General features: G+C 73.5%; 19 protein-coding genes. 15 read left to right on the plus strand and 4 right to left on the minus strand.

Translation table 11 applies throughout. The annotated features are described in order from the left end of the window. Nucleotides 1–6: 6 nt before the first annotated feature. The 4 genes from ACFWZ2_RS11360 (at nucleotide 7) to ACFWZ2_RS11375 (ending at nucleotide 4,184) form a co-directional block, all read left to right on the plus strand. The gene (locus tag ACFWZ2_RS11360) at nucleotides 7–1,017 is read left to right on the plus strand and encodes a LacI family DNA-binding transcriptional regulator (protein WP_384544786.1); all 1,011 of its coding nucleotides are present in this window, start codon (nucleotides 7–9) and stop codon (nucleotides 1,015–1,017) included. A gap of 101 nt (nucleotides 1,018–1,118) precedes the next feature. After that, nucleotides 1,119–2,420 carry an alpha/beta fold hydrolase gene (locus ACFWZ2_RS11365; RefSeq protein WP_384544788.1) on the plus strand — a complete coding sequence of 434 codons (1,302 nt, stop codon included), beginning with the start codon at nucleotides 1,119–1,121 and terminating at the stop codon, nucleotides 2,418–2,420. Nucleotides 2,421–2,487: 67 nt separating this feature from the next. Further along, the gene (locus ACFWZ2_RS11370) at nucleotides 2,488–3,243 is read left to right on the plus strand and encodes a PIG-L deacetylase family protein (protein WP_384544790.1); all 756 of its coding nucleotides are present in this window, start codon (nucleotides 2,488–2,490) and stop codon (nucleotides 3,241–3,243) included. A gap of 107 nt (nucleotides 3,244–3,350) precedes the next feature. Then, complete coding sequence (locus tag ACFWZ2_RS11375) at nucleotides 3,351–4,184, plus strand: enoyl-CoA hydratase/isomerase family protein (RefSeq protein ID WP_384544792.1); 834 nt, start codon at nucleotides 3,351–3,353, stop codon at nucleotides 4,182–4,184. A gap of 54 nt (nucleotides 4,185–4,238) precedes the next feature. Here ACFWZ2_RS11375 and ACFWZ2_RS11380 read toward each other — a convergent pair whose 3' ends face one another. Continuing rightward, nucleotides 4,239–5,069, minus strand: coding sequence for an SDR family oxidoreductase (locus tag ACFWZ2_RS11380; protein ID WP_384544794.1), 831 nt, complete (start codon nucleotides 5,067–5,069; stop codon nucleotides 4,239–4,241). A gap of 475 nt (nucleotides 5,070–5,544) precedes the next feature. Continuing rightward, on the minus strand, nucleotides 5,545–6,561 hold the full coding sequence (locus ACFWZ2_RS11385) for an NAD(P)/FAD-dependent oxidoreductase (protein ID WP_384544870.1): 1,017 nt from the start codon (nucleotides 6,559–6,561) through the stop codon (nucleotides 5,545–5,547). Nucleotides 6,562–6,815: 254 nt separating this feature from the next. Here ACFWZ2_RS11385 and ACFWZ2_RS11390 point away from each other — a divergent pair, with 254 nt between their 5' ends. From ACFWZ2_RS11390 to ACFWZ2_RS11405, 4 genes are all read left to right on the plus strand, one after another. Next, the gene (locus tag ACFWZ2_RS11390; protein ID WP_384544871.1) at nucleotides 6,816–7,397 is read left to right on the plus strand and encodes a helix-turn-helix domain-containing protein; all 582 of its coding nucleotides are present in this window, start codon (nucleotides 6,816–6,818) and stop codon (nucleotides 7,395–7,397) included. An 88-nt stretch (nucleotides 7,398–7,485) separates the two neighbouring features. Further along, on the plus strand, nucleotides 7,486–8,454 hold the full coding sequence (locus ACFWZ2_RS11395; protein WP_384544796.1) for an NADPH:quinone oxidoreductase family protein: 969 nt from the start codon (nucleotides 7,486–7,488) through the stop codon (nucleotides 8,452–8,454). Then, on the plus strand, nucleotides 8,451–9,632 hold the full coding sequence (locus tag ACFWZ2_RS11400; RefSeq protein WP_384544798.1) for an acyl-CoA dehydrogenase family protein: 1,182 nt from the start codon (nucleotides 8,451–8,453) through the stop codon (nucleotides 9,630–9,632). The genes ACFWZ2_RS11395 and ACFWZ2_RS11400 overlap by 4 nt, the downstream gene beginning before the upstream one ends. Continuing rightward, a complete protein-coding gene (locus tag ACFWZ2_RS11405) occupies nucleotides 9,629–10,759 on the plus strand; it encodes an acyl-CoA dehydrogenase family protein (protein ID WP_384544800.1) in 1,131 nt (376 codons plus the stop codon). The genes ACFWZ2_RS11400 and ACFWZ2_RS11405 overlap by 4 nt, the downstream gene beginning before the upstream one ends. Nucleotides 10,760–10,828: 69 nt before the next feature. On the opposite strand, the gene ACFWZ2_RS11410 is transcribed toward ACFWZ2_RS11405, so the two are convergent. After that, nucleotides 10,829–12,124: a DUF4157 domain-containing protein gene (locus ACFWZ2_RS11410; RefSeq protein WP_384544802.1), complete on the minus strand. Its 1,296-nt coding sequence runs from the start codon at nucleotides 12,122–12,124 to the stop codon at nucleotides 10,829–10,831. Nucleotides 12,125–12,408: 284 nt separating this feature from the next. Between ACFWZ2_RS11410 and ACFWZ2_RS11415 the strand changes: the two genes are divergently transcribed. The 7 genes from ACFWZ2_RS11415 (at nucleotide 12,409) to ACFWZ2_RS11445 (ending at nucleotide 21,156) form a co-directional block, all read left to right on the plus strand. Then, entirely contained in the window at nucleotides 12,409–14,004 is a 1,596-nt protein-coding gene (locus ACFWZ2_RS11415; RefSeq protein WP_384544804.1) for an ABC transporter substrate-binding protein, read from the plus strand. Nucleotides 14,005–14,063: 59 nt separating this feature from the next. After that, complete coding sequence (locus tag ACFWZ2_RS11420) at nucleotides 14,064–15,029, plus strand: ABC transporter permease (RefSeq protein WP_384544806.1); 966 nt, start codon at nucleotides 14,064–14,066, stop codon at nucleotides 15,027–15,029. Continuing rightward, nucleotides 15,022–15,888, plus strand: a complete 867-nt coding sequence (locus ACFWZ2_RS11425) for an ABC transporter permease (RefSeq protein WP_384544808.1) — start codon at nucleotides 15,022–15,024, stop codon at nucleotides 15,886–15,888. The genes ACFWZ2_RS11420 and ACFWZ2_RS11425 overlap by 8 nt, the downstream gene beginning before the upstream one ends. Nucleotides 15,889–15,932: 44 nt before the next feature. Continuing rightward, nucleotides 15,933–16,844: an ABC transporter ATP-binding protein gene (locus ACFWZ2_RS11430; RefSeq protein ID WP_384544872.1), complete on the plus strand. Its 912-nt coding sequence runs from the start codon at nucleotides 15,933–15,935 to the stop codon at nucleotides 16,842–16,844. Then, entirely contained in the window at nucleotides 16,837–17,493 is a 657-nt protein-coding gene (locus tag ACFWZ2_RS11435; protein ID WP_384544810.1) for an ABC transporter ATP-binding protein, read from the plus strand. The genes ACFWZ2_RS11430 and ACFWZ2_RS11435 overlap by 8 nt, the downstream gene beginning before the upstream one ends. Nucleotides 17,494–17,875: 382 nt before the next feature. Then, nucleotides 17,876–18,040, plus strand: a complete 165-nt coding sequence (locus ACFWZ2_RS11440; protein ID WP_384544812.1) for a hypothetical protein — start codon at nucleotides 17,876–17,878, stop codon at nucleotides 18,038–18,040. Continuing rightward, nucleotides 18,037–21,156 carry an AAA family ATPase gene (locus ACFWZ2_RS11445; protein ID WP_384544814.1) on the plus strand — a complete coding sequence of 1,040 codons (3,120 nt, stop codon included), beginning with the start codon at nucleotides 18,037–18,039 and terminating at the stop codon, nucleotides 21,154–21,156. Before ACFWZ2_RS11440 ends, ACFWZ2_RS11445 begins: the two co-directional genes overlap by 4 nt. Nucleotides 21,157–21,178: 22 nt before the next feature. On the opposite strand, the gene ACFWZ2_RS11450 is transcribed toward ACFWZ2_RS11445, so the two are convergent. Beyond that, nucleotides 21,179–21,985: a DeoR/GlpR family DNA-binding transcription regulator gene (locus ACFWZ2_RS11450; RefSeq protein WP_384544816.1), complete on the minus strand. Its 807-nt coding sequence runs from the start codon at nucleotides 21,983–21,985 to the stop codon at nucleotides 21,179–21,181. Between the last annotated feature and the right edge of the window lie 49 nt (nucleotides 21,986–22,034).

Raw genomic sequence — 22,034 nt, forward strand, 5'->3', positions numbered from 1 at the left:
GAACGCATGGTCGGGATCAAAGACGTGGCGAAACATGCGGGGGTGTCGGTCGGCACCGTGTCGAACGTGATCAACCGCCCGGACACGGTCTCCCAAGGGACCAGGCACCGGGTGCAGGCGGCCATCGACAGGCTCGGCTACGTCCGCAGCGAGTCGGCACGCCAACTGCGCGCGGGACGCAGCCGCATCATGGCGCTGCTCGTCCTCGACATGGGCAACCCGTTCTTCGCGGACGTCGCACGGGGCGCCGAGCGCGCCGCGCGCGACGCGGGGCTGTGCGTCATGGTCTGCAACAGCGGCCAGAGCGTCTCCGAAGAGGCCGACTATCTGTCGCTCTTCGCCGAACAGCGGGTCCGCGGCGTGCTGCTGACCCCGGCCGACGCGACGGGACGCAACATCGAGGCCTTCCGCAGGCACGGCATCCCGTTCGTCCTCGTCGACCGCGTCGCCGAGGGCACCACCGAGTGTTCCGTCTCCGTCGACGACGTCATGGGCGGTGCGCTCGCGGTCCGCCACCTCGTCGACGCGGGGCACCGCAGCATCGCGTACGTCAGCGGGCCGCCCGGACTCAACCAGGTCAAGGACCGCCGCGGCGGGGCGCTCCAGGCGCTCGCCGAAGCGGGCCTCGACCACTCGTTGCTGCGGGAGCTGCCCACCGAGCGGCTCGACGTGGCCGCGGGCCGCGACGCGGGCGCCCGCATACTCGGCCTCGCCGAGCGGCCCACCGCCGTCTTCTGCGCCAACGACCTGCTCGCGCTCGGCGTGCTCCAGGCGATGTACGCGGCCGGGGTGCGCGTCCCCGAGGACGTGGCGATCGTCGGCTACGACGACATCGAGTTCGCGGCGGCCGCCGTGGTGCCGCTCACCTCCGTGCGCCAGCCCGCCGTCACCATGGGCGCGATGGCCGCGGAACTGCTCCTTCAGGAGACCGAGTCCCGGGACGCGGCGCACGAGCACCGGCGGGTGGTGCTCACGCCCGAGCTGGTGGTGCGCCGCTCCAGCCTGCCGGTCCGCTGACCGCACGCCCCCACGCCCGGCCCGGCGCCGCATGTGCTGAACTGGGGCGATCGTCCCGTGCCCGTCACGTCGCCCGTGCGCGACCTTGCCCAGGAGCAGCCTTGACCGTCACGTACCGTCAGCCCGGAGTCGTCCTCACCGACCGCCGTTTCAGCGTGCCGCTCGACCACGACGAACCGGCGGGGGAGCGCATCGAGGTCTTCGCCCGCGAGGTGGTGTCCACCGCCCGCGGCGGCGCGGGCCTGCCGTGGCTGGTGTACCTCACGGGCGGCCCCGGCTTCGGTGCGACCCGTTTCAACGGCAAGGAGTCCTGGCTCGGCCGCGCCCTTCAGGACTTCCGGGTGCTCCTCGTAGACCAGCGCGGCACGGGCAGCTCCACGCCCGCCAACCGCCAGACGCTCCCGCTGCGCGGCGGCCCCCGCGAACAGGCCGACTACCTTGCCCTGTTCCGCGCCGACTCCATCGTGCGCGACTGCGAGGCGATCCGCCCCGAGGTGACGGGCGGCGCCCCCTGGACCGTCCTCGGCCAGAGCTTCGGCGGATTCTGCGCGACGCACTACCTCTCGTACGCCCCTGAAGGCCTGCACACCGCGATCATCACCGGCGGTCTGCCCACGCTCGAAGGGCACGCGGACGACGTGTACCGCGCCGCGTACCCGCGGATGGAGTGCAAGAGCGCGGCCCACTACGCCCGTTACCCGCAGGACGTCGAGCGCGCCCGCCGCATCGCCGCGCACCTCGCCGAGCACGAGACGGTCCTGCCCGGCGGCTACCGGCTCACCGTCCCCGCCTTCCAGTCGCTCGGCATGCTGCTCGGCATGAGTGACGGCAGCCACCGTCTGCACTACCTCCTGGAGGACGCCTTCGTACGGACGCCCGCGGGGAGCACGCTCTCCGACGCGTTCCAGGAGAACGTGCGCACCGAACTCTCCTACGCGGGCAACCCGCTCTTCGCCGTCCTGCACGAGGCGATCTACGGCCAGGGTGAGCGGCCCACCGCCTGGGCCGCCGAGCGCGTACGCGATGAATTCCCGCAGTTCGACGGGGAGAAGAGCCTCGCGGGCGACGCACCGCTGCTCTTCACCGGCGAGGCCGTGCAGCGCTGGATGTTCGACAGCGACCCCGCCCTGCGCCCGCTGCGCGAGACCGCCGACCTGCTCGCCGCGCGCACCGACTGGCCGCGGCTCTACGACCCCGCGCGCCTCGCGGCGAACGAGGTGCCCGCCGCCGCCTCGATCTACCACGACGACATGTACGTCGACCGCGACCACTCCCTGACCACCGCCCGCGCCATCCGCGGCCTGCGCACCTGGGTCACGGACGAGTTCGAGCACGACGGGCTGCGGGCCGGGGGACCGCGCGTGCTCGGGCGGCTGCTGGCGCTGGCGCGCGGGGAGGCGTGAGGCGGAAGCCGCTGAAGGGCGGCTCGGGACCTGCCCGTTGTCAGACCCTGAAGCTAGTCTGAGGATCATGACAGAGCCGCAGAGTTCCGTGCCCGCCCAGCTCACCCCCATGCCCGAGGACTGGCAGCGGGCGCTCGCCGTCGTCGCCCACCCCGACGACCTGGAGTACGGCTGCTCGGCGGCGATCGCCGGATGGATCGACGGCGGGCGCGAGGTCGCCTATCTCCTGGCGAGCCGCGGCGAGGCCGGTATCGACACGATCGACCCGGCCACGTGCGGGCCGCTGCGCGAGCGGGAGCAGCGGGCGAGCGCGGCCGTCGTCGGCGTCGACACCGTGGAGTTCCTCGACCACAAGGACGGCGTGATCGAGTACGGCACGGCGCTGCGCCGCGACATCGCCGCCGCGATCCGCAGACACCGCCCCGAACTCGTCATCACCCTCAACCACCGCGACACCTGGGGCGGTGTCGCCTGGAACACCCCCGACCATGTCGCGGTCGGCCGCGCCACGCTCGACGCGGCGGCGGACGCGGGCAACCGCTGGATCTTCCCCGAACTGATCGAGGAACAGGGCCTCGAACCGTGGAACGGGGTGCGCTGGGTCGCCGTGGCGGGCTCCGCGACGCCCACCCACGCGGCGGACGCCACGGCCGGTCTCGAACGCTCCGTGCTCTCCCTGCTCGAACACCGCACCTACATCGAGGCGTTGACGGACGAGGACCCGGAGAAGTACTGCCGGACGTTCCTCCTCGGCAACGCGGAGTCGGTGGCGCCGCGCTTCGGCGGACGGCCCGCGGTGGCGTTCGAGGTCTTCGGCCGCTAGACGCCGCGTCTCCCGGACGGCGGTCCCCGGTGTCTTCAACCGGCGGGCCGCCGCCCCTACTCTGACGGCCCATCAGAAACGGTGACCCGTGAAGGAGCTGGGGCCCGATGATCGACACGATCGGCACGGACATCCGGGACGGCGAGGAGCGGCTGCGCCTCGACGTGGAGGACGGCATCGGCATCCTCACCCTCTGCCGTCCCCGCAAGCTCAACGCCTGGAGCTGGGAGTCCACCCGCCAACTCGGCCTGTTCGCCGACCGGATCCGCTTCGACGACTCGATCAGGGCGGTGCTGCTGCGCGCGGAGGGCCGGGCGTTCTGCGCGGGCATCGACATCACGGCACCGGGCGGCGCGATCACGGGCCGCTCAGGCGCCGAGCGCACCCGCAACTACTACGAGGCGATGCGCTGGGTGCATGAGCGCTTCCGCACCTTCGCCGAGCTGCCGCAGCCGGTCGTCGCGGCCGTGCAGGGATACTGCCTCGGCTTCGGCTTCGAGCTCGCCCTGATGGCGGACGTGCGGATCGCCGCGGACGACGCCGTGTTCGCGCTGCCCGAGGCGCAGCTGGGCGTCGCCGTGGACGCGGGCGGCGATCTGCGCGTCGCGCGCGAGGCGGGTGCGGGCTGGGCCAAGCTCCTCGCGCTCACCGGACGCCGCATCGACGCGCCGACGGCGGAACGCTTGCGTCTGCTCCAACAGGTCGTACCGGTCGGCGAATTGGCGAAGACCGCCCGCGCGGTGGCGGCCGAGATCGCCGCGAACGCGCCGCTCGCCGTGCAGGGCGTCAAGCGCGGGATCGACGCGTACGCCGACGCGGGGATGGCGGGCGCGCTCGACCGGGTCGCGATGAACGCGGCGCTCACGCTCACGTCGGAGGACTCCCGGGAGGGGTACGGGGCGAAGGCGGCGGGGCGGCGGCCGTCGTTCGAGGGGAAGTAGAGGTATTCGAGGGGGGAGTGGAGGTACAGGAAGCGGGAGTCCAGGGAGGGGAGTTCACCCGGTGAACGGGCCCCGGCCCAGCTGGTCGCGCACCGGCACCACCGGCGGGCTCACCAGGGCGCGGCGCTGCCAGTTCGCGCCGTCGACGACCAGCGTGTGGCCGGTGATGAAGCGGGCGTAGGGGGAGGCCAGGAACGTGGCGGCCCAGCCCAGTTCGCGGGGGTGACCGACGCGCAGGGCGGGCTGTCGTGCGTCCTTGTCGGCGGCCCGGTCGAGGTTGCCGCGGATGTCCGCCGTCATGTCGTCGTGCGGCATCAGGCCCGGCACCAGGCCGTTGACCTGGATGCCGTACGGTCCCCACTCCACGGCGAGGCTCTCCACCAGGCTCTTCACGCCCGCCTTGGCCGCTGCGCTGTGCGCGAAGCCGGGGCCGCCCGTCCAGGCGTACGACGCACCGATGCTGATGACCGAGCCGGGGGTGCGCGCGGCCAGGTGGCGGCGGCCGAACTCGCGCGTCATGTAGAACGTGCCGTTGAGCGTGGCGTCCACCACCGAACGCCAGGCGTTCGGGGACATGTCCTCGGCGGGGACGGGGAAGTTCGCGGCCGCGTTGTTCACCAGGACGTCCGGCAGGCCGTGCGCGGCCACGGCCGCGTCGAAGACCTCGGCGACGCGCTCCGGGTCCCGGATGTCGCACCCGACGGCCGTCACCCGCCCGCCCAGCGCCGCGAGTTCGTCCCGCGCCGCCGCGAGCCGGTCCTCCTTGCGGCTCGCGATCACCAGCTCGGCACCGAGCCGCGCGAACTCCGCGGCGACGGCCTTGCCGAGTCCGGTGCCGCCCCCGGTGACCAGGACGACCGTCCCGTCGAACGTTCCGCCTGGCAACGCGCTCGCGCCCGGCGGGGGAGGGGCGGGCAGCCCGGGCGGCGTGCGGCTTTCCGTACCCGGCCGGTGGGGTGTCGTGCGGCTTTCCGTTCTCGGCTGGTGGGGTGTCGTGCCGCTTCCTGTTCCCGGCTCGTGGGGCGTCGTGCCGCCTTCCGAACCTGGCTCGTGGGGCGTCGCCCCGCCTTCCGTTCCCAACTCGTGGGGCGTCGTGCCGCTTTCCGCACCCGGCCGGTGGGGCGCACCGCTTCCCGCTCTCGGCTCGTGGGGCGTCGCACCGCCTTCCGTTCCCGGCTCGTGGCGCGTCGCACCGCTCCCCGATCCCGGCTCGTGGCGCGCCGCCCCCGTGTCATCCGTACGGTCCGTCATGCGCGCGTCCCTCCGTCGTACGGGCCCGGTGGCCCGGTCCGGTCGTCTGCGCATCGATATCGCGTATGGGGGCAAAGCTCCATGCCGGTGGGGGAGTTGGGGCTGATCCCTACACCGCGAGGCCGTGCGCCCGCTCGCCCAGTACCGCCCGGGACACGGCCGCCTCGGCCTCCCCGGAGAACGCCCCGGCCCGGCGCCGCTCCACCGCCGTGTCGATGTCCGCCATCACCAGCTCCGCGTTGATCGTCACGCCGGCGCGGTAGCCCATGCTCGCCGCGTTGACGACCTGCTCCATGGGGCTCGCGGCGTTGCCGACCGCCCAGACGCCGGGGACGCTGGTGCGGCCCGTCTCGTCGATCGCCGGGTAGGGGCCGTACGGGGTGTCCCTGGTGTCGGCGCCGAGTGTGGCGAGCAGGCCGGGGCGGGGCACCGGCTTCGCGGCGACGAACAGGACCGAGCGCGGGAACACCCGGCCGTCGGCGAGCCGCACGCCCGTCAGGCGGTCGTCGGCGACCTCCAGGCCCGCGACCGCGCCCTCCACCACGGAGACCCCGGCGGCCGCGAGGCGTTCCCACTCGGCGTCGGGCAGGTCCCGCACGGTGTGCAGGAAGAGCGTCACGTCCTTGGACCACTGGGTGACGAGCAGCGCCTGGTGGCTGTTGAAGGGTTCCGACGCGAGCACCCCGAACGCCTCGTCCCGCACCTCCCACCCGTGGCAGTACGGGCAGTGCAGCACGTCCTGCCCCCAGCGTTCGGTGAGTCCCGGCAGGTCGGGCAGCTCGTCGACGAGGCCCGTGGCGAGGACCACTCTGCGGGCGTGCACCGGGGCGCCGTCCGCGAGGGTGAGCGTGAACTCCCCTGTGCCGTCCGGCGTCACGGCGGTCACCCGGTCCCGCGCGACCCGCACCCCGTACCGCGCGAGCTCCCCGCGCCCCGCGGCGAGGAACTCGGTGGGCGGCATGCCGTCCCGCGACAGGTAGCCCTGCATGTGTGCGGCGGGCGCGTTGCGCGGTTCGCCCGCGTCGACGACGAGGACCCGGCGCCGCGACCGGCCGAGCACGAGCGCGGCGCTGAGCCCGGCCGCTCCGCCGCCGATGACGACGACGTCGTACGCGTTCTCCTGCATGTTCTTTGGGGCCGCGATGTTCTTCGGGGTCGCGATGTTCTTCCGGGTCACGGTGACCACCTCCACCCTCACCCTCACTCAGGTGGTGCGATATCGACAAGCATGCTTGCCGATACTGCAAGAACTGGGTCATCATGGGCGGCATGAGCAGAACGAGGGAAGTGCGAGACGGGCGGGACAGTCGGGGCGGCCGGGGCGGCCGGGGCGAGGCGGAGGCGCAGGGCGCGCCGGACGTGCCCGACGCACCCGAAGAGATGGATCAGGTCCTCACCGAGGTCGGCCCGCGCCTGCGCCGCATCCGCAAGGAGCGCGGCGCCACCCTCGCGGCGCTCTCCACGGCGACCGGCATCTCGGTGAGCACCCTCTCGCGCCTGGAGTCGGGGCACCGCAAGCCCAGCCTGGAGCTGCTGCTGCCCATCGCCCGCGCCCACCAGGTCCCCCTCGACGAGCTGGTCGGCGCCCCGCCGGTGGGTGATCCGCGCGTACGGGCGAAGCCGATCGTCCGGCACGGGCGCACGATGCTTCCGCTCACCCGGCAGCCCGGCGGCCTGCAGGCGTACAAGGTGGTCGAGCCGCCCCGCACGACCCCGGCCCCGGACCCCAGGACGCACGAGGGATACGAGTGGCTGTACGTCCTCTCCGGAAAGCTGCGGCTGATCCTCGGTGATCACGACGTGGTGCTCGGCCCGGGGGAGGCGGCGGAGTTCGACACCCGCGTCCCGCACTGGTTCGGGGCCACGGGTGACGGGGGAGCGGAGTTCATCAGCCTGTTCGGACCGCAGGGCGAGCGGATGCATGTGCGGGCGCGGCCCACCCGCAAGGAGAAGGGGGACTGACGCTTCCCCCGAACTGTTCCCCTGGGGGCAAGCGACCGCTTAGTATGCGGTGGAGCCCGGTCTACGACAGCCCCCGTGGAGGCCCCGCATGCAGGCATGGCAAGTGCACGAGAACGGCGAGCCCGGCGAGGTGATGCGCCTCGCGGAGGTGGACCGGCCCGAGCCGGCCGAGGGCCAGGTGCTCCTGAAGGTCCGCGCCGCGAACGTCAACTTCCCCGACGCGCTGCTCTGCCGGGGCCAGTACCAGATCAGGCCGCCGCTGCCGTTCACGCCCGGCGTGGAGATCTGCGGCGAGACCGAGGACGGCAGGCGTGTGATCGCCAACCCCGCGCTGCCGTACGGCGGCTTCGCCGAGTACGCGCTCGCGGACGCCGCGGCCCTGCTGCCCGCGCCCGACGCGCTCGACGACGCGGAGGCCGCCGCGCTGCACATCGGCTACCAGACGGGCTGGTTCGGCCTGCACCGCCGCGCCCACCTCCAGGAGGGCGAGACGCTCCTGGTGCACGCGGCGGCGGGCGGCGTCGGCAGCGCCGCCGTCCAGCTCGGCAAGGCGGCGGGCGCCAAGGTCATCGGCGTCGTCGGCGGCGCGGAGAAGGCGGAGGTCGCGCGCGAACTCGGCTGCGACCTCGTCCTCGACCGGCGCGCCGACGACATCGTCGGCGCCGTGAAGGAAGCCACCGGCGGCCGGGGCGCCGACGTCGTCTACGACCCCGTGGGCGGCGACGCCTACGCCAAGTCCGCCAAGTGCGTGGCCTTCGAGGGCCGGATCGTCGTCGTCGGCTTCGCGAGCGGCGCGATCCCCTCGCCCGCGCTCAACCACGCCCTGGTGAAGAACTACTCGATCATGGGCCTGCACTGGGGCCTCTACAACACCAAGGACCCGCGGTCGATCCTGCGCTGCCACCAGGAGCTGACCGAACTCGCCACCAAGGGCGCCATCAAGCCGCTGGTCAGCGAGCGGGTGCCGATGGCGGGCGCGGCCGGTGCCGTGCAGCGCGTCGCCGACGGCAGCACCACCGGGCGGGTCGCCGTCCTGCCGCACGGCGGTGCCGCATGACCGACGCCGCCGAACTGCGCGCCCGCACCCAGGAGTTGCTGGCCACGCATTCGCCCGCCACGACGGACCGCGTGGACTTCCTCAAGGCCCGCTTCGACGCCGGACTCGCCTGGGTGCACTACCCCGAAGGGCTCGGCGGGCTCGGCGCGCCGCGCTCCCTCCAGGCCGTCGTGGACGCCGAGTTGGAGGCCGCGGGCGCCCCCGACAACGACCCGCGCCGCATCGGCATCGGCCTGGGCATGGCCGCGCCGACCATCCTCGGCTTCGGCACGGAGGAGCAGAAGCGCCGCTTCCTCAGGCCCCTCTGGGTCGGCGACGAGGTGTGGTGCCAGCTCTTCAGCGAGCCGGGAGCCGGATCCGACCTGGCCGCGCTCGGCACCCGCGCGGTCCGGGACGGCGACGACTGGGTGATCGACGGCCAGAAGGTGTGGACCTCCAGCGCCCACCTCGCCCGCTGGGCCATCCTCATCGCCCGCACCGACCCGGACGCGCCGAAGCACCGCGGTATCACGTACTTCGTGTGCGACATGACCGACCCGGGCGTCGAGGTGCGGCCGCTGCGCCAGATCACCGGCGAGGCCGAGTTCAACGAGGTGTTCCTCACCGGCGTACGCATCCCCGACGCGCACCGGCTCGGCGAGGTCGGCGACGGCTGGAAGGTCGCCCAGACCACCCTGATGAACGAGCGCGTCTCCATCGGCGGCATGCGGATCCCGCGCGAGGGAGGCATGATCGGCCCCGTCGCGAAGACCTGGCGCGAGCGCCCCGACCTGCGCACCCACGACCTGCACCAGCGCCTGATGAAGCTCTGGGTGGATGCCGAGGTGGCCAGGCTCACCGGCGAGCGGCTCCGCCAGCAGCTCGTCGCGGGCCAGCCGGGCCCCGAGGGCTCCGGCATGAAGCTCGGCTTCGCCCGCCTCAACCAGGAGATCAGCTCTCTGGAAGTGGAACTCATGGGCGAGGAAGGGCTGTTGTACGAGGACTGGACGATGCGGCGGCCCGAGCTCGTCGACTTCGTGGGCCGCGACGCGGGCTACCGCTATCTGCGGTCCAAGGGCAACAGCATCGAGGGCGGGACCAGCGAGGTGCTGCTGAACATCGTCGCCGAACGCGTCCTCGGCCTGCCCTCCGAGCCGCGCACCGACAAGGACGTCGCCTGGAAGGACCTGGCCCGTTGAGCACCCAGAGCACGCAGCCCGATCTGCTCTACTCCGAAGAGGAAGAGGCACTGCGCGCGGCCGTGCGCGGTCTGCTCGCCGACCGCTGCGCCGCCGCCACCGTCCTCGCCCGCGTCGAGAGCGACGCCCCGCACGACCCCGAACTGTGGAAGGCGCTCACCGACGGCATGGGCCTCGCCGGACTCCTGGTGCCCGAGGAACTCGGCGGCCAGGGCGCCACGCACCGCGAAGCGGCCGTCGTCCTGGAGGAGTTGGGCCGCGCCGTGGCGCCCGTGCCCTATCTCACCAGCGCCGTCGTCGCCACCGAGACGCTGCTTGCCTGCGGCACCGGGCAGGGGAGCGAGGCCGCCGGGCTGCTCGGGCAGCTCGCCGCCGGACGCACGGTGGGCGCGCTCGCGGTGGGACTCGCCGTCGCTCCCGGCGCCCCCTTCAAGGACGTACGTAAGGACGTACGTCACGAAGAGGGCACCCTGTACGGCGAGTTGACCGGCATCGCGGACGCCGCGGCAGCCGACGTCCTCCTCGTCCCTGCCGACGGCGCTCTCTACGCGGTCGACACCGCGCAGGACGGCGTCACCGTCACCCCGCAGATCTCCCTCGACCTGACGCGGCCGCTCGCCACCGTCACCTTCGACGCGGCCCGTGGGCGCGTGCTGACGCCGGACGCCGACGCGGCGGTACGCCGGGGGCTGCGGGCGGGCGCCGCGCTGCTGGCCTCCGAGCAACTCGGCCTCGCCGAATGGTGCTTGACCGAGACCGTCCGCTACACCAAGGAACGGCACCAGTTCAATCGGCCCGTCGGCTCCTTCCAGGCGCTCAAGCACCGGCTCGCCCAGCTGTGGCTGGAAGTCGTCAACACCCGTGCCGCAGCCCGGAACGCGGCCGACGCGCTGGCCACCGCGAGCGCGGACGCGGAGGTCGCGGCCGCCCTCGCGCAGGCCTACGCGGCGCCCGTCGCGGTGCACGCCGCGGAGGAGGCACTCCAGCTGCACGGCGGCATCGGCATGACCTGGGAACACCCCGTACACCTGTATCTGAAGCGCGCCAAGGCCGACTCGATCGCCTTCGGCACGGCAGGCAGGCACCGCGACGCGCTGGCGGAGCTGGTGGACCTGCGGGCTCCCTGAGCATCCCGTGCCCGTGCCGGGCCGTCTTCCGGCGGCCCGGCACGGGACCTGCCACACCTGTCACACCTGTCACACGGGGAAGGAGTTGTCGCCCTCCCAGGTCACGGTGACCGTCTCGGGCTTCAGGCCGTGGATGACGGCGCGGCCCGCATCCCGTGCGAACAGCTGCGCGATCGCCGCGGTGTCGCCGGCCGGGTAGCGGTCCTGGAGCGCGTCGACGATCCGGTCGGCGGGCAGGCCGACACTCGCGGCGAGGCTGGCCGTGTTCCTGGGCCGGTTGTTCCAGCCACCCTCCGCGTTGCCCGGTCCGACGTGGATGGAGTCCTGGGCGGTGAGGATCGAGGCCCCTGCGTCGTCGATGCGGTTCTGGCCGTCCAGCGGACGTGCGGTCAGGTGGAAGTGCGTGCCCTTGATCTTCACCGTCGAGGCGCCGCTGTTCCCCGTCTCGTTGCCGAGGACGAGCATCACGTTGAGATGCACGGCCAGTCGGGCGGTCGTCCCTTCGTGGCTGACGGTGACGGTCTTGGGGCGGGAGATGAGGTTGTTGCCACCGTTGTTGCGGCACTCGGGGCCGAACTCGAAGCCGCCGAGCACCCGGCGGGGGCTCTCGGCGTCGTTGCCCCCACCGACGATGATGTCCAGGATCCTGGTGCCGCTCGACGCCCGCCAGGGGGCGTCGGCGACCCGCTGCACGGCGTGCGGGCCCGCGGCGGCGGGCGCGCGCTGCACGTCCGTGTCGCCCACCGGGGCCTCGGGGGCCGGGCCCGCGAGCACTCGGTGGGCGTTGCTCTCGGCCTCGCGCTCGAAGCGGTCCGACGGGTCGGAGATGCGCAGGCCGTTGCCGTGGTCGGTGCCGGCGACGGGCCCGCTGCGCTGCTGGATGACGTGGGTGAGCTCGTGGGCGAGGGTGTGCCGGTCGCTGCCGCCGTCGCCGATGACGACGTGGTTCCCGGAGGTGTAGGCGCGGGCGCCGACCTCGGCGGCCGACGACTTGGCGGCGCTGTCGTCGTGGATGCGCACGTCGGAGAAGTTCGCGCCGAGCCGGGCCTCCATGTCGGTGCGGGTGCCCTCGTCGAGCGGGCGTCCGCCGCTGCGCAGGACGTCGTGGACGGCGGAGCGCTGCACGGCGGGCCGCTCGGCCTCCTGGTGCCCGCACCCCGCGCCGTGCCGGTGCTGCTCCTGCTCCTGCTCCTGTGCCGAGGGGTGCCCGCCCCGGCGGAGCAGCTGCACGACGGCGGCGTTGCCCGCGCCGGACTGCAGGGCGAGGAGCCGCTCGCGGGGTGTGCCGGTCTCGGCGTCGGCCTTGCGCACGGATGTGTGCCCGCGCTCGGTGCCGTGCCGCTGGGCCTTGTCGTGCTCGTGCAAGATGCCTCTCCCCACGCTGACGTACGTCCTTCCATGCATAGGGGGCACGCCGTGCGGGGGCCAGGTGCCCGAGGGCAGAGAGGAGTGCCCGAACGGGCAACTTCGAGGGGCCGCACCGGATGCGGCCCCCGCGGAGCGTGGCTGCCGTGCGCCTGACGGCCGTAAGCGCCTTGGATGGTGCCTGCACGTACCGCGTGCGGACTGCGCGTTTTACGCCCCCATTACGTAAGGCATAATTGCGAGCTGTTCGCAACAACGGTTGATCTTCAGTAGGGGTGTGGGGCATGAGGGCCCGATCGATACGGGGCACGGGTGGACTGGCAGCGGCCGTCTCGATAGCCGTCGCGGCCTCCGCCTGCTCGGCGCCGGGCGACAGCGCCGGTGGGGACGGCGCCAAGGACTCGGCGGTCGTCGGCATCGCGTACGAACCGGAGACCCTCAGCCCGCTCCTCGGCTACGGCAAGGACGGCAACTCGAAGATCTTCGACGGGCTGCTCACGCACGACGCCGACATGAAGCTCAAGCCCGCCCTCGCGGCCGAGCTGCCCAAGGTCGCCGACGACGGCAAGACCTACACGTACACGCTGCGCAAGGGCGTCAAGTTCAGCGACGGCAAGGCCTTCTCGGCCAAGGACGTCGTCTTCACGTACGAGACCATCCTCGACAAGAAGACCAACAACGCCTCCAAGACCGAGCTGGACGCCCTGAAGAGAGTCGAGGCCAAGGGCGACGACACCGTCGTCTTCCACCTCAAGTACCCCTACGCGCCGTTCGCCGAGCGCACCGTCCTGCCCATCGCGCCCGAGCACATCGCGGGCAAGCAGGACGTGAACACCGGCGACTTCAACACCAAGCCGGTGGGCACGGGCCCGTACACGCTCGTGAAGTGGACCAAGAACGACAAGCTGACCTTCAAGGCCAACCCCGACTACTGGGGCGGCACGCCGAAGATCAAGAACTTCACGATGGCGATCATCAAGGACGACGACGTCCGCGCCACCCGGCTCGACGCCGGTGAGCTCGACGGCGCCATCCTGCCGCCCAACCTCGCCAAGAAGTACGAGGGCGACGACTCCAAGAAGACGTACGCCGCCAAGACCTTCGACTACCGCGTGGTGACCCTGCCCACCGGCAACAAGGTCGCGGGCGACACCGCCGTCCGCCGCGCCCTCGACATCGGCGTGAACCGCAAGGCCATGGTCGACTCGATCCTGGACGGCGCGGGCAAGGAGGCCTACGGGCCCGTCCCGACCGACAGCCCGTGGTTCACCAAGGGCACCGAGCGCAAGTTCGACGCGGGCAAGGCCAAGAAGATCCTCGACGACGCCGGGTGGAAGCCGGGCGGCGACGGGATCCGCGAGAAGGACGGCGTCAAGGCGAAGTTCACGCTCTGGTACCTCTCCGGCGACAAGCTCCGCCAGGACCACGCCCTCGCCTACGCCTCCGACGCCAAGAAGCTCGGCATCAAGGTCGAGGTGCAGTCCGGCACCTGGGAGGTCATCGAGCCCCTCATGCCCAAGGACGCGGTCCTCGGCGGCGGCGGCTCCCCGGCCGACCCGGACTTCGACCAGTACACGCTCCTGAAGTCCTCCCTCGCGGGCGACGGCTTCAACAACATGGCGCACTACGACAACGCCAAGGTCGACAAGGCCCTGGAGGACGCCCGCAAGAGCGGCGACCGCGCCGACCGGCAGGCCGCGTACGACACCGTCCAGCGCGAACTGGTGAAGAACCCCGGCTACACCTTCCTCACCCACATCGACCACCTCTACGTCACCGACAAGCGCTTCGGCGACCTGAGCACCCAGGTCGAACCGCACGACCACGGCCTGGCCTCCGGCCCCTGGTGGAACGTCGAGGACTGGCAGCCGACGCAGTGACGTCGGCGATAACGAAGGCCCCGGGGCAGCCGGCCGCGCGCCGGCTCCCCTGGGGGCCGATGGCACGTCTCGTGGCACGGCGGGCGCTGTTCGCCGTGCCCGTGCTGCTCGTCGTCACCTTCGGCGTCTTCGCCATCGCGGCCGCCTCGCCCTTCGACCCGGTCAAGGCGTACGCGGGCACGGCGGGGCTCACCGCGTCGCAGGACAACCTCGACCAGCTGCGCGCCAACCTCGGCGTCGACAAGCCGCTGGTCGGCCAGTGGTGGGACTGGCTCACCTCGGCCCTCACCGGTGACCTCGGGAACTCCAGCACGCTGCGCCAGCCCGTCGCCGACGTCATCGGCGAACGCGTCGGCTGGTCCGTGCTGCTCGCCGCCACCGCGTTCCTCGTCGCGATCGTGCTCGGCACCGGCCTCGGCGTGCTCGCCGCGCGCCGTCCCGGCGGCTGGCTCGACCGCGCCGTGACGTCCCTCGCGTACACGCTCGAAGCGGCGCCGCCGTTCTGGCTCGGCCTGCTCGCCGTGTGGCTGTTCGCGCTGAAACTGGGCGCGCTGCCCTCGGGCGGCCTCACCGACACCGCGAGCTCCACCGTGACGGCCGGACAGGTCGCGAGCCATCTGGTGCTGCCCGCGGGCGTGCTGGCGATCTCGCAGCTTCCCTGGTTCGTCCTGTACGTACGCCAGGGAGTCGGCGACGCACTCGGTGACGACCCCGTGCGCGGGGCACGCGCGCGTGGCCTCGCCGAGCGCACCGTCCTGCTCGGCCACGCGCTGCGCTCCGGCATGCTGCCCGTGCTCACGCTCATCGGCTCGCGCGTGCCCGAACTGATCACCGGGGCGCTCCTGGTGGAGACCGTCTTCAGCTGGCCCGGGATCGCCGCGGCCACCGTGCAGGCCGCGACCGCCGTGGACTTCCCGCTGCTCGCCGCGCTGACCGCGCTCGCCACGGTCGCGGTCCTGCTCGGCAATCTCGTGGCCGACCTCCTGTACGGCCTCGCCGATCCGAGGGTGGGTTTCGATGGCTGACCTTGCCTGGCGCACACAGGGCGGCACGCGCCGCTCCACGCGCGCGTGGCGGGTGCGTTCCTCGGCGGCGATCGTCGCCGCGGTCGTCCTCGCCGTCCTCGTCGTACCGCCGCTCGTCCACCTCGACGAGCAGGCCGTGAACCTGGCGGCGAAGCTGCAACCGCCGTCCTGGGAACACCCCTTCGGCACCGACGACGTCGGCCGCGACCTGCTGCTCCGCTGTGTGTACGGGCTGCGCGTCTCGCTGCTCGTCGGCGTCGTCGCGGCCGTCGTCGCCACCGTTATCGGCACGGCGGTCGGCGCCCTCGCGGCCGCGTCCGGAGGCTGGGTGGACCGGGTCGTGATGCGGCTCGTCGACATCTTCTCGTCCGTGCCGCACCTGCTGCTCGGCATCTTCATCGTCGCGATGTTCCGGCCCGGCGTCTGGCCCGTCGTCGTCTCCGTCGCGCTCACGCACTGGCTCTCCACCGCCCGCATCGTGCGCGCCGAAGTGCTCTCCCTGCGCTCGCGGCCCTACATCGACGCGGCGATCTCCGGCGGCGCGTCGCGGCTGCGCGTCACGGTCAGGCACCTGCTGCCCGGCGTCCTGCCCCAGGCCGGGCTCGCCGCCGTCCTGATGGTGCCGCACGCCATCTGGCACGAGTCCGCGCTGTCGTTCCTCGGCCTGGGACTGCCCACCCACCAGGCGAGCCTCGGCACGCTCGTGCAGAGCGCCCGTGGGTCGCTGCTCGCGGGCGACTGGTGGCCCACCCTCTTCCCCGGCCTGTTCATCATCGTGCCCACCCTCGCGATCGCGGGCCTCGCGGGCGTCTGGCGGGAACGGATCAACCCCCGGCGCCGATCGGAGCTCATGCTGTGACGGTTCCCATCCTCTCGGTGGCGGCTCTCTCCGTACGCTTCCGCATGCGCGGCGGCCGTCACGTGTCCGCCGTCACCGACGCGACCTTCGACCTCGCCGCGGGCGAATGCCTCGCCCTGGTCGGCGAGAGCGGCTGCGGCAAGTCCGTGCTCGCCTCCGCGCTGCTCGGACTGCTCCCGCAGAACGCGGAGACGGCAGGCTCCGCCCTCCTGGGCGACATCGACCTGCTGACCGCCGACGAGCGGACCCTGGCCCGCACCGTGCGGGGGCGGCGCGTCGGACTCGTACCGCAGAGTCCTGCCGCGCATCTGACGCCGGTACGGACCGTGCGCTCGCAGCTGGAGGAGACGCTGCGGGAACTCGCGGGCGTGCGCAGGCCCCAACTGCGGGCCGCGGCCGTCGAGGCGGCCGAGCGCGCCGCGTTCCCCGCGGGACACCTCGACCGCTATCCGCACGAGCTGTCCGGCGGCCTCGCCCAGCGCGCCGCCACCGCGCTCGCCCTCATCGGCGACGCGCCCCTGCTGCTCGCCGACGAGCCCACCACCGGGCTCGACCGTGACCTCGTGGAGCGCACCGTCGACGAACTGAAGCGGCACGTCGGCGAGGACCGCGCGATGCTCCTGATCACCCACGACCTGGCCGCCGCCGAGCGGATCGCCGACCGGGTCGCCGTGATGTACGCGGGCCGCGTCGTCGAACTCGCCGACGCCGCCGACTTCTTCGGCGCCCCAGGCCCGCGCCACCCCTACGCCCGCGGCCTCCTGAACGCCCTGCCCGAGCGGGAGTTCACGCCCATCCCCGGCATGCCGCCCGAGCTGTCCGCGCTGCCCGAAGGATGCGCGTTCGCGGCCCGCTGCGACCGCGCCGACGAGGCGTGCGCCACCGTGCCCGCGCTCACCGGCGCCGCGGCCTGCCACCACCCCCACGCGGACGTGCTGGAGGCGCCCCGTGCTTGAACTGCGCGCCATCACCGCCGGATACGACCGGCGCGCTCCCGTCGTCCGGGGCGTCGACCTCACCATCGCCCCCGGGGAGTCGGTCGGTCTGCTCGGCCCGAGCGGCTGCGGCAAGTCGACCCTCGCGCGGGTCGCGGCGCTCCTGCACCGGCCCGACGCCGGGCAGGTCGTCATCGACGGCGAGGCGGCGAAGGGCTGGCGGCACCGCGCGCCCCGCGAGCAGCGGACCGCGTTCGGCGTCGTCTTCCAGCAGCCCCGGCTCTCCGCCGACCCGCGGCTGACCCTGACCGACCTGATCGCGGAGCCGCTGCGGGCGGTCGGGCGTGGCTCCGAAGTCGCCTCCCGTGTCGCCGAGTTGACGCCCGCCGTCGGGCTCGGCGCGGATCTCCTCGGCCGGCGGCCGCACGAGGTCAGCGACGGGCAGCTGCAACGGGCCTGCCTGGCGCGGGCGTTGGTGCTGCGTCCCCGCTGGCTCATCTGCGACGAGATGACGGCGATGCTCGACGCGTCCACGACGGCCGCGCTGGTCGGCGCCGTGGAGGAGTACCGGAGCGAGTCCGGCGCGGGGCTGCTCGCCGTCGGGCACGACCGTGTGCTGCTGGAGCGGTGGTGCGATCGGACGGTGCGGTGGGAGGAGCTGGGCGGGTAGCGGGGAACCGGACCGCCGGTGGGTCCGCTGACCACTGACAGGCCGACCGGGACGCCCCACCGATAGGCCCCGCCGGGACGCCCGCCGTTAGTCCCGCCGGGAAGCTCACCGTTAGGCCCCGTCGGGACGCCCGCCGTTAGTCCCGCCGGGACGCCCGCCGTTAGTCCCGCCGAGACGCCCACCGTTAGGCCCGCCGGGAAGCCCGCCCGTAGACCCGCCGGGCAGCCCACCCGTAGGCCCACCGCGGCCGCCATAAGGTCCCCCCGCCGCGGCCCTGAGGTGCCCGTCGCGGAGCGGGATGCGGAGTCCTCCCGATGTGCCGCCCCCGCCTTGGCGACGACGCTGGAAGCACTTCACCGGCCAGCTCGTCCAAGGAGACGGCATGCTGCACCACGAGCTCCTGACCGCCCGGCACACCTCGATCCTCTCCCGCGCCGCACGGCGCCGTCTGGCCCGCGAGGCCCAGCGGGCCGCGAAGGCGGCCCGCACCGCCGCCGGCAGCGCCCCCGCCGCCGACGGCCGCGAGCGCTACGTCCGCGCCACATGACGGGGCGGGGGAACCCGGTGGCGGCGGCCCCCGCCGCCACCGAAACCACTGTCCCTCAGCTGGTACGACGTGCGATGCTCGGCACCGTGCTGACCAGTCATGTGAGCCCCGTCTTCGTAGGCCGCGGCGCCGAACTGAACGCCCTCGGCGAGGCGCTGTCCCGGGCGGACGGCGGGGAGCCCCGCGCCCTCTTCGTGGGCGGCGAGGCCGGAGTCGGCAAGACCCGGCTGCTGGAGGAGTTCCTCGGCCGGGCCGCCGCCGAGGGGGCCGTCGTCGCGCTCGGCGGCTGCGTCGAGACCGGCGCCGACACCCTGCCGTACCACCCCGTCTCCACCGCCCTGCGCTCCCTGCGCCGCCAGCTCGGCGCGGAACTCGACGCCGCCGTGGCGGGACAGGAGGGCGAACTCGCCCGGCTGCTGCCCGAACTGGGCGAGATGGACCGCAGCCACCCCGAGGCCGACAGCCGCGCCCGGCTCTTCGAGCTCACCGCCCGCCTCCTGGAGCGCCTCGCCGCGGACCGCACCCTCGTCCTCGTCCTGGAGGACCTGCACTGGGCCGACCGCTCCACCCGCGAACTGCTCAGCTATCTGCTGCGCGCCCTCACCCACAGCCGCCTGCTGATCGTGGCCACCTACCGCGCCGACGACCTGCACCGCCGCCACCCGCTGCGCCCCGCCCTCGCCGAGTACGAGCGGCTGCGCACCGTCACCCGTCTCGAACTGGCCCGCTTCGACCGCGCCGAGGTCCGCCGCCAACTCGCCGCCATCCGCGGCGAGATACCGGCCGAGCAGGATCTCGACCGGGTCTTCGCACGCTCCGAGGGCAACGCGTTCTTCGTGGAGGAGCTGGCCTGCAGCATCCTCGAAGGGTCCCCCGGCGGCATCAGCGACTCCCTGCGCGACCTTCTGCTGGTCCGGGTCGAGGCGCTGCCCGACGAGGTGCAGCGGGTGGTGCGGATCACCGCGGAGGGCGGCTCCGAGGTGGAGTTCCGGCTGCTCGCCACCGTCACGGGCCTCGCCGACGACGAGCTGATCGAGATCCTGCGCAGTGCCGTCGGCGCCACCGTCCTGCAGCCCTCCGACGAGGGCGAGTGCTTCCGCTTCCGGCACGCCCTGATGCGTGAGGCCGTGGCCGAGGACCTGCTGCCCGGGGAGCGCTCCCGGCTCAGCCGCCGCTACGCGGAGGCGCTGGAGGCCGACCCCACGCTCGTACGGTCCGAGGAGCGGGCCGGACGCCTCGCGGGCTACTGGTTCGACGCCCGCGACCCGGCACGTGCGCTGCCCGCCGTGATCGCGGCGGCGGCCGTGGCCCGCGGGCGGCACGCGTTCGCCGAGCAGCACCGACTCCTCGAGCGGGCCCTGGAGCTGTGGGACGAGGTCCCCGAGGAGCTGCGCCGCACGGCCATGCGGCAGGGCGTCGACGACGGCCTGTGCCTGGCCATCTCCCCGGACATGCCGGGGGACTTCGTGGACCTGCTCGCCGCGATCGGTGTCGCCGCGCGGCTCGCGGGGGAGCGGGAGCGGGCCCTCTCCCTCGGCAAGCGGGCGCTGCGCACCCTGGAGGGCACCGCCACCCCGGGCTCCCGGGCCCACTCGCACCAGAGCGATCCCCTCCGGGCGGCCTGGTTCTGGATCGAGCGCTACCAACTGGTGCGCGACCTCTACCGTTCCGACGGCTGGGACGAGCTCGCCCACGCCCAGCTGCTGCTGAAGGACCAGCCGCCGTCCGTCGTGCACGCCGAGGTGCTGACGTACGCGGCGCACTGGCACGCCGTGCACCAGCCCGGTGCGGAGGTGCTGGAGACGGCGCGACAGGCGGTGGAGCTCTGCCGGCTGACGGGCGCCGAGATCACCGGCCTCACCGCGCAGTACACCCTGGCCTGGCAGACCATCCACGCGGGCGACGTCGAGGCCGGGCTCGCGCAGGCCCGCGCCGTCTGCGTGAGCGAACTGGAGCCCGGCAACGCCAACGTGGTGCTGCGCGGCTACGGCAACCTGGCCACGGCCCTGCACGGCCTCGGCCGCTACGCCGAGGCCGTCGGGACCGCCGAGGAGGGCAGTGGACTCGCCGAGCGGCACGGGCTGCCGGACACCGCCTCGTTCATCGACGCCAACCGCGCCGAGTCCCTCATCCAGCTCGGCCGCTGGAACGACGCCGACGACGTGCTCGAACAGGCCGTCGGCCGCCGCGGGGTGAGCCCGCGCATCCAGGCACTGATCGCCGAACGGAGCGCCGAACTCGCCCTGGCCCGGGGCGCGTACGACGAGGCGCGGCGCCATCTGGAGGAGACCGGCACCAGCACCACCGAGCCCTACCCGGAGCCGCAGCAGACCCTGGCCACGGGCCGCATGGCCATCGTCATCGCGGCCGCCGACGGGCGGATCCTCGATGTCCGTTCCCTGCTGGACGCGGCGGTCGGCGAGGCCATCCCGCCCGGCCACCAACGCTACGGCTGGCCGCTGCTGCACGAGGCCGCGTCGGCGGAGGCCGGGGCCCGCGGGCTCGCGGTGGCCGGGCCGGGACGCGAGGCGGCGCTGCGGCGGATCCGCCGGGCCATGGAGGGCCAGCCCCGGTTCGCACCGGTGTGGGCCGCGCTCGCGCAGATGACCGAGGCCGCACTGGCCACCGCCGAGGGCAGGGACGCCACCGCCCACTGGACGGAGGCCGTCGCCGCCACCGAGCAGCTGGAGGCTCCGCTGCTGCTCGCCACCGCCCGGCTGCGGCTCGCCGAGGCCCTGGTCGCCCAGGGCGGCGCCGGGGCCCGGGGGGAGGCGGGCGAACTGCTGCGCCAGGCCGAGTCGGTGGCGCACGAGCTGGGCGCCGCGCCGCTCGCTGCGGAGATCGCCGCGCTGGCGGGCCGGGCCCGGATCGCGCTGCGGCAGGACGACGGGGAGGCGGCGCCGACGCCCGCGGCGGCCCTGGGCCTCACCAAGCGCGAGCGGGACGTACTGCGCCTCGTCGCCGCGGGGCGCAGCAACCGGCAGATCGCGCAGGAGCTGTTCATCTCGCCGAAGACGGCGAGCGTGCACGTCTCCAACATCCTGGCCAAGCTGGGCGCTTCGGGCCGCGGGGAGGCCGCGGCCATCGCGCACCGGCTCGGGGCGTTCGACGCGTGACGCCCGGCGGGGGCGCGCAGGGTCAGGCCCGGCTCCCCGCCCCCTGACGGGGCACCACCCGTACCTCGGTGCCGCCCCCGCGGATCTCGCGCACCTCTTCCTGCGCGAGCCCGTCGTCCACGACCAGCAGGTCGAAGTCCGACAGCGGCGCCAGGGCGTAGAGGCCGTCGCGGGTGAACTTCGTGTGGTCGGCGAGCAGGACCCGGCGGCTGGCCGCGGCCATCATCGCCCGCTTGACCTGCACGGTCTCCGGTGACGTGTGGTAGCAGCGGCCGCGGGTCACCGCGGTCGTCGACATGAAGAGGACGTCCGCGCGGAACGCCTCGACGCTGTCCGCGGTGTGCAGGCCCATGAAGGCGTCGTACGCGGGGAAGTAGCTGCCGCCGAGGGCGATGAGGGAGACGCCGGGCTCCTTGGCGAGCGCCGTGATCGCGGGCAGCGAATTGGTGATCACCGTCAGCGGGGTGCGCTCGGTGAGCAGCCGCGTCAGATGCAGGCAGGTGGTGCTGTCGTCGAGGAGTACCGTCTGCCCGGGCACGAGTTCCCGCGCGGCCGCCCGCGCGAGGTGCTGCTTCGTCTGCGCCATCGTCGCCATGCGTTCGGCGACGCTGCCGTGGAACTGCGCGGACGGCAGGCCCGTCGCCCCGCCGCGCACCTTGCGCAGCCAGCCCTGCGACTGCAGGAAGTCGAGGTCGCGGTGGATCGTCATCAGGCTGACGCCGAACGCGTCGGCCAGCTCGGCCGCGCGGACGAAGCCGTTCGCGACCACCGCCTCGCGGATGCGTACGCGCCGCTCCTCGCGCACGTCCGCCCGGTCCGCCGTCGCCATGCCGCTCTCCCGACCGTCGCCCGGTGTGTACTCCCCGTGTGAAATCTCC

The organism is Streptomyces sp. NPDC059002 (assembly GCF_042740435.1).
In the GTDB taxonomy this organism is placed as follows: domain Bacteria; phylum Actinomycetota; class Actinomycetes; order Streptomycetales; family Streptomycetaceae; genus Streptomyces.

Excerpts from the sequence above, each read along its gene's own strand:
- ACFWZ2_RS11385 (WP_384544870.1), bottom strand. The coding sequence starts at position 6,561 with ATGCAGGAGAACGCGTACGACGTCGTCGTCATCGGCGGCGGAGCGGCC.
- ACFWZ2_RS11360 (WP_384544786.1), top strand. The coding sequence starts at position 7 with ATGGTCGGGATCAAAGACGTGGCGAAACATGCGGGGGTGTCGGTCGGC.
- ACFWZ2_RS11415 (WP_384544804.1), top strand. The coding sequence starts at position 12,409 with ATGAGGGCCCGATCGATACGGGGCACGGGTGGACTGGCAGCGGCCGTC.
- ACFWZ2_RS11450 (WP_384544816.1), bottom strand. The coding sequence starts at position 21,985 with ATGGCGACGGCGGACCGGGCGGACGTGCGCGAGGAGCGGCGCGTACGC.
- ACFWZ2_RS11375 (WP_384544792.1), top strand. The coding sequence starts at position 3,351 with ATGATCGACACGATCGGCACGGACATCCGGGACGGCGAGGAGCGGCTG.
- ACFWZ2_RS11425 (WP_384544808.1), top strand. The coding sequence starts at position 15,022 with ATGGCTGACCTTGCCTGGCGCACACAGGGCGGCACGCGCCGCTCCACG.
- ACFWZ2_RS11445 (WP_384544814.1), top strand. The coding sequence starts at position 18,037 with ATGACGGGGCGGGGGAACCCGGTGGCGGCGGCCCCCGCCGCCACCGAA.
- ACFWZ2_RS11370 (WP_384544790.1), top strand. The coding sequence starts at position 2,488 with ATGACAGAGCCGCAGAGTTCCGTGCCCGCCCAGCTCACCCCCATGCCC.
- ACFWZ2_RS11400 (WP_384544798.1), top strand. The coding sequence starts at position 8,451 with ATGACCGACGCCGCCGAACTGCGCGCCCGCACCCAGGAGTTGCTGGCC.
- ACFWZ2_RS11440 (WP_384544812.1), top strand. The coding sequence starts at position 17,876 with ATGCTGCACCACGAGCTCCTGACCGCCCGGCACACCTCGATCCTCTCC.
- ACFWZ2_RS11430 (WP_384544872.1), top strand. The coding sequence starts at position 15,933 with ATGCGCGGCGGCCGTCACGTGTCCGCCGTCACCGACGCGACCTTCGAC.
- ACFWZ2_RS11395 (WP_384544796.1), top strand. The coding sequence starts at position 7,486 with ATGCAGGCATGGCAAGTGCACGAGAACGGCGAGCCCGGCGAGGTGATG.
- ACFWZ2_RS11420 (WP_384544806.1), top strand. The coding sequence starts at position 14,064 with ATGGCACGTCTCGTGGCACGGCGGGCGCTGTTCGCCGTGCCCGTGCTG.
- ACFWZ2_RS11390 (WP_384544871.1), top strand. The coding sequence starts at position 6,816 with ATGGATCAGGTCCTCACCGAGGTCGGCCCGCGCCTGCGCCGCATCCGC.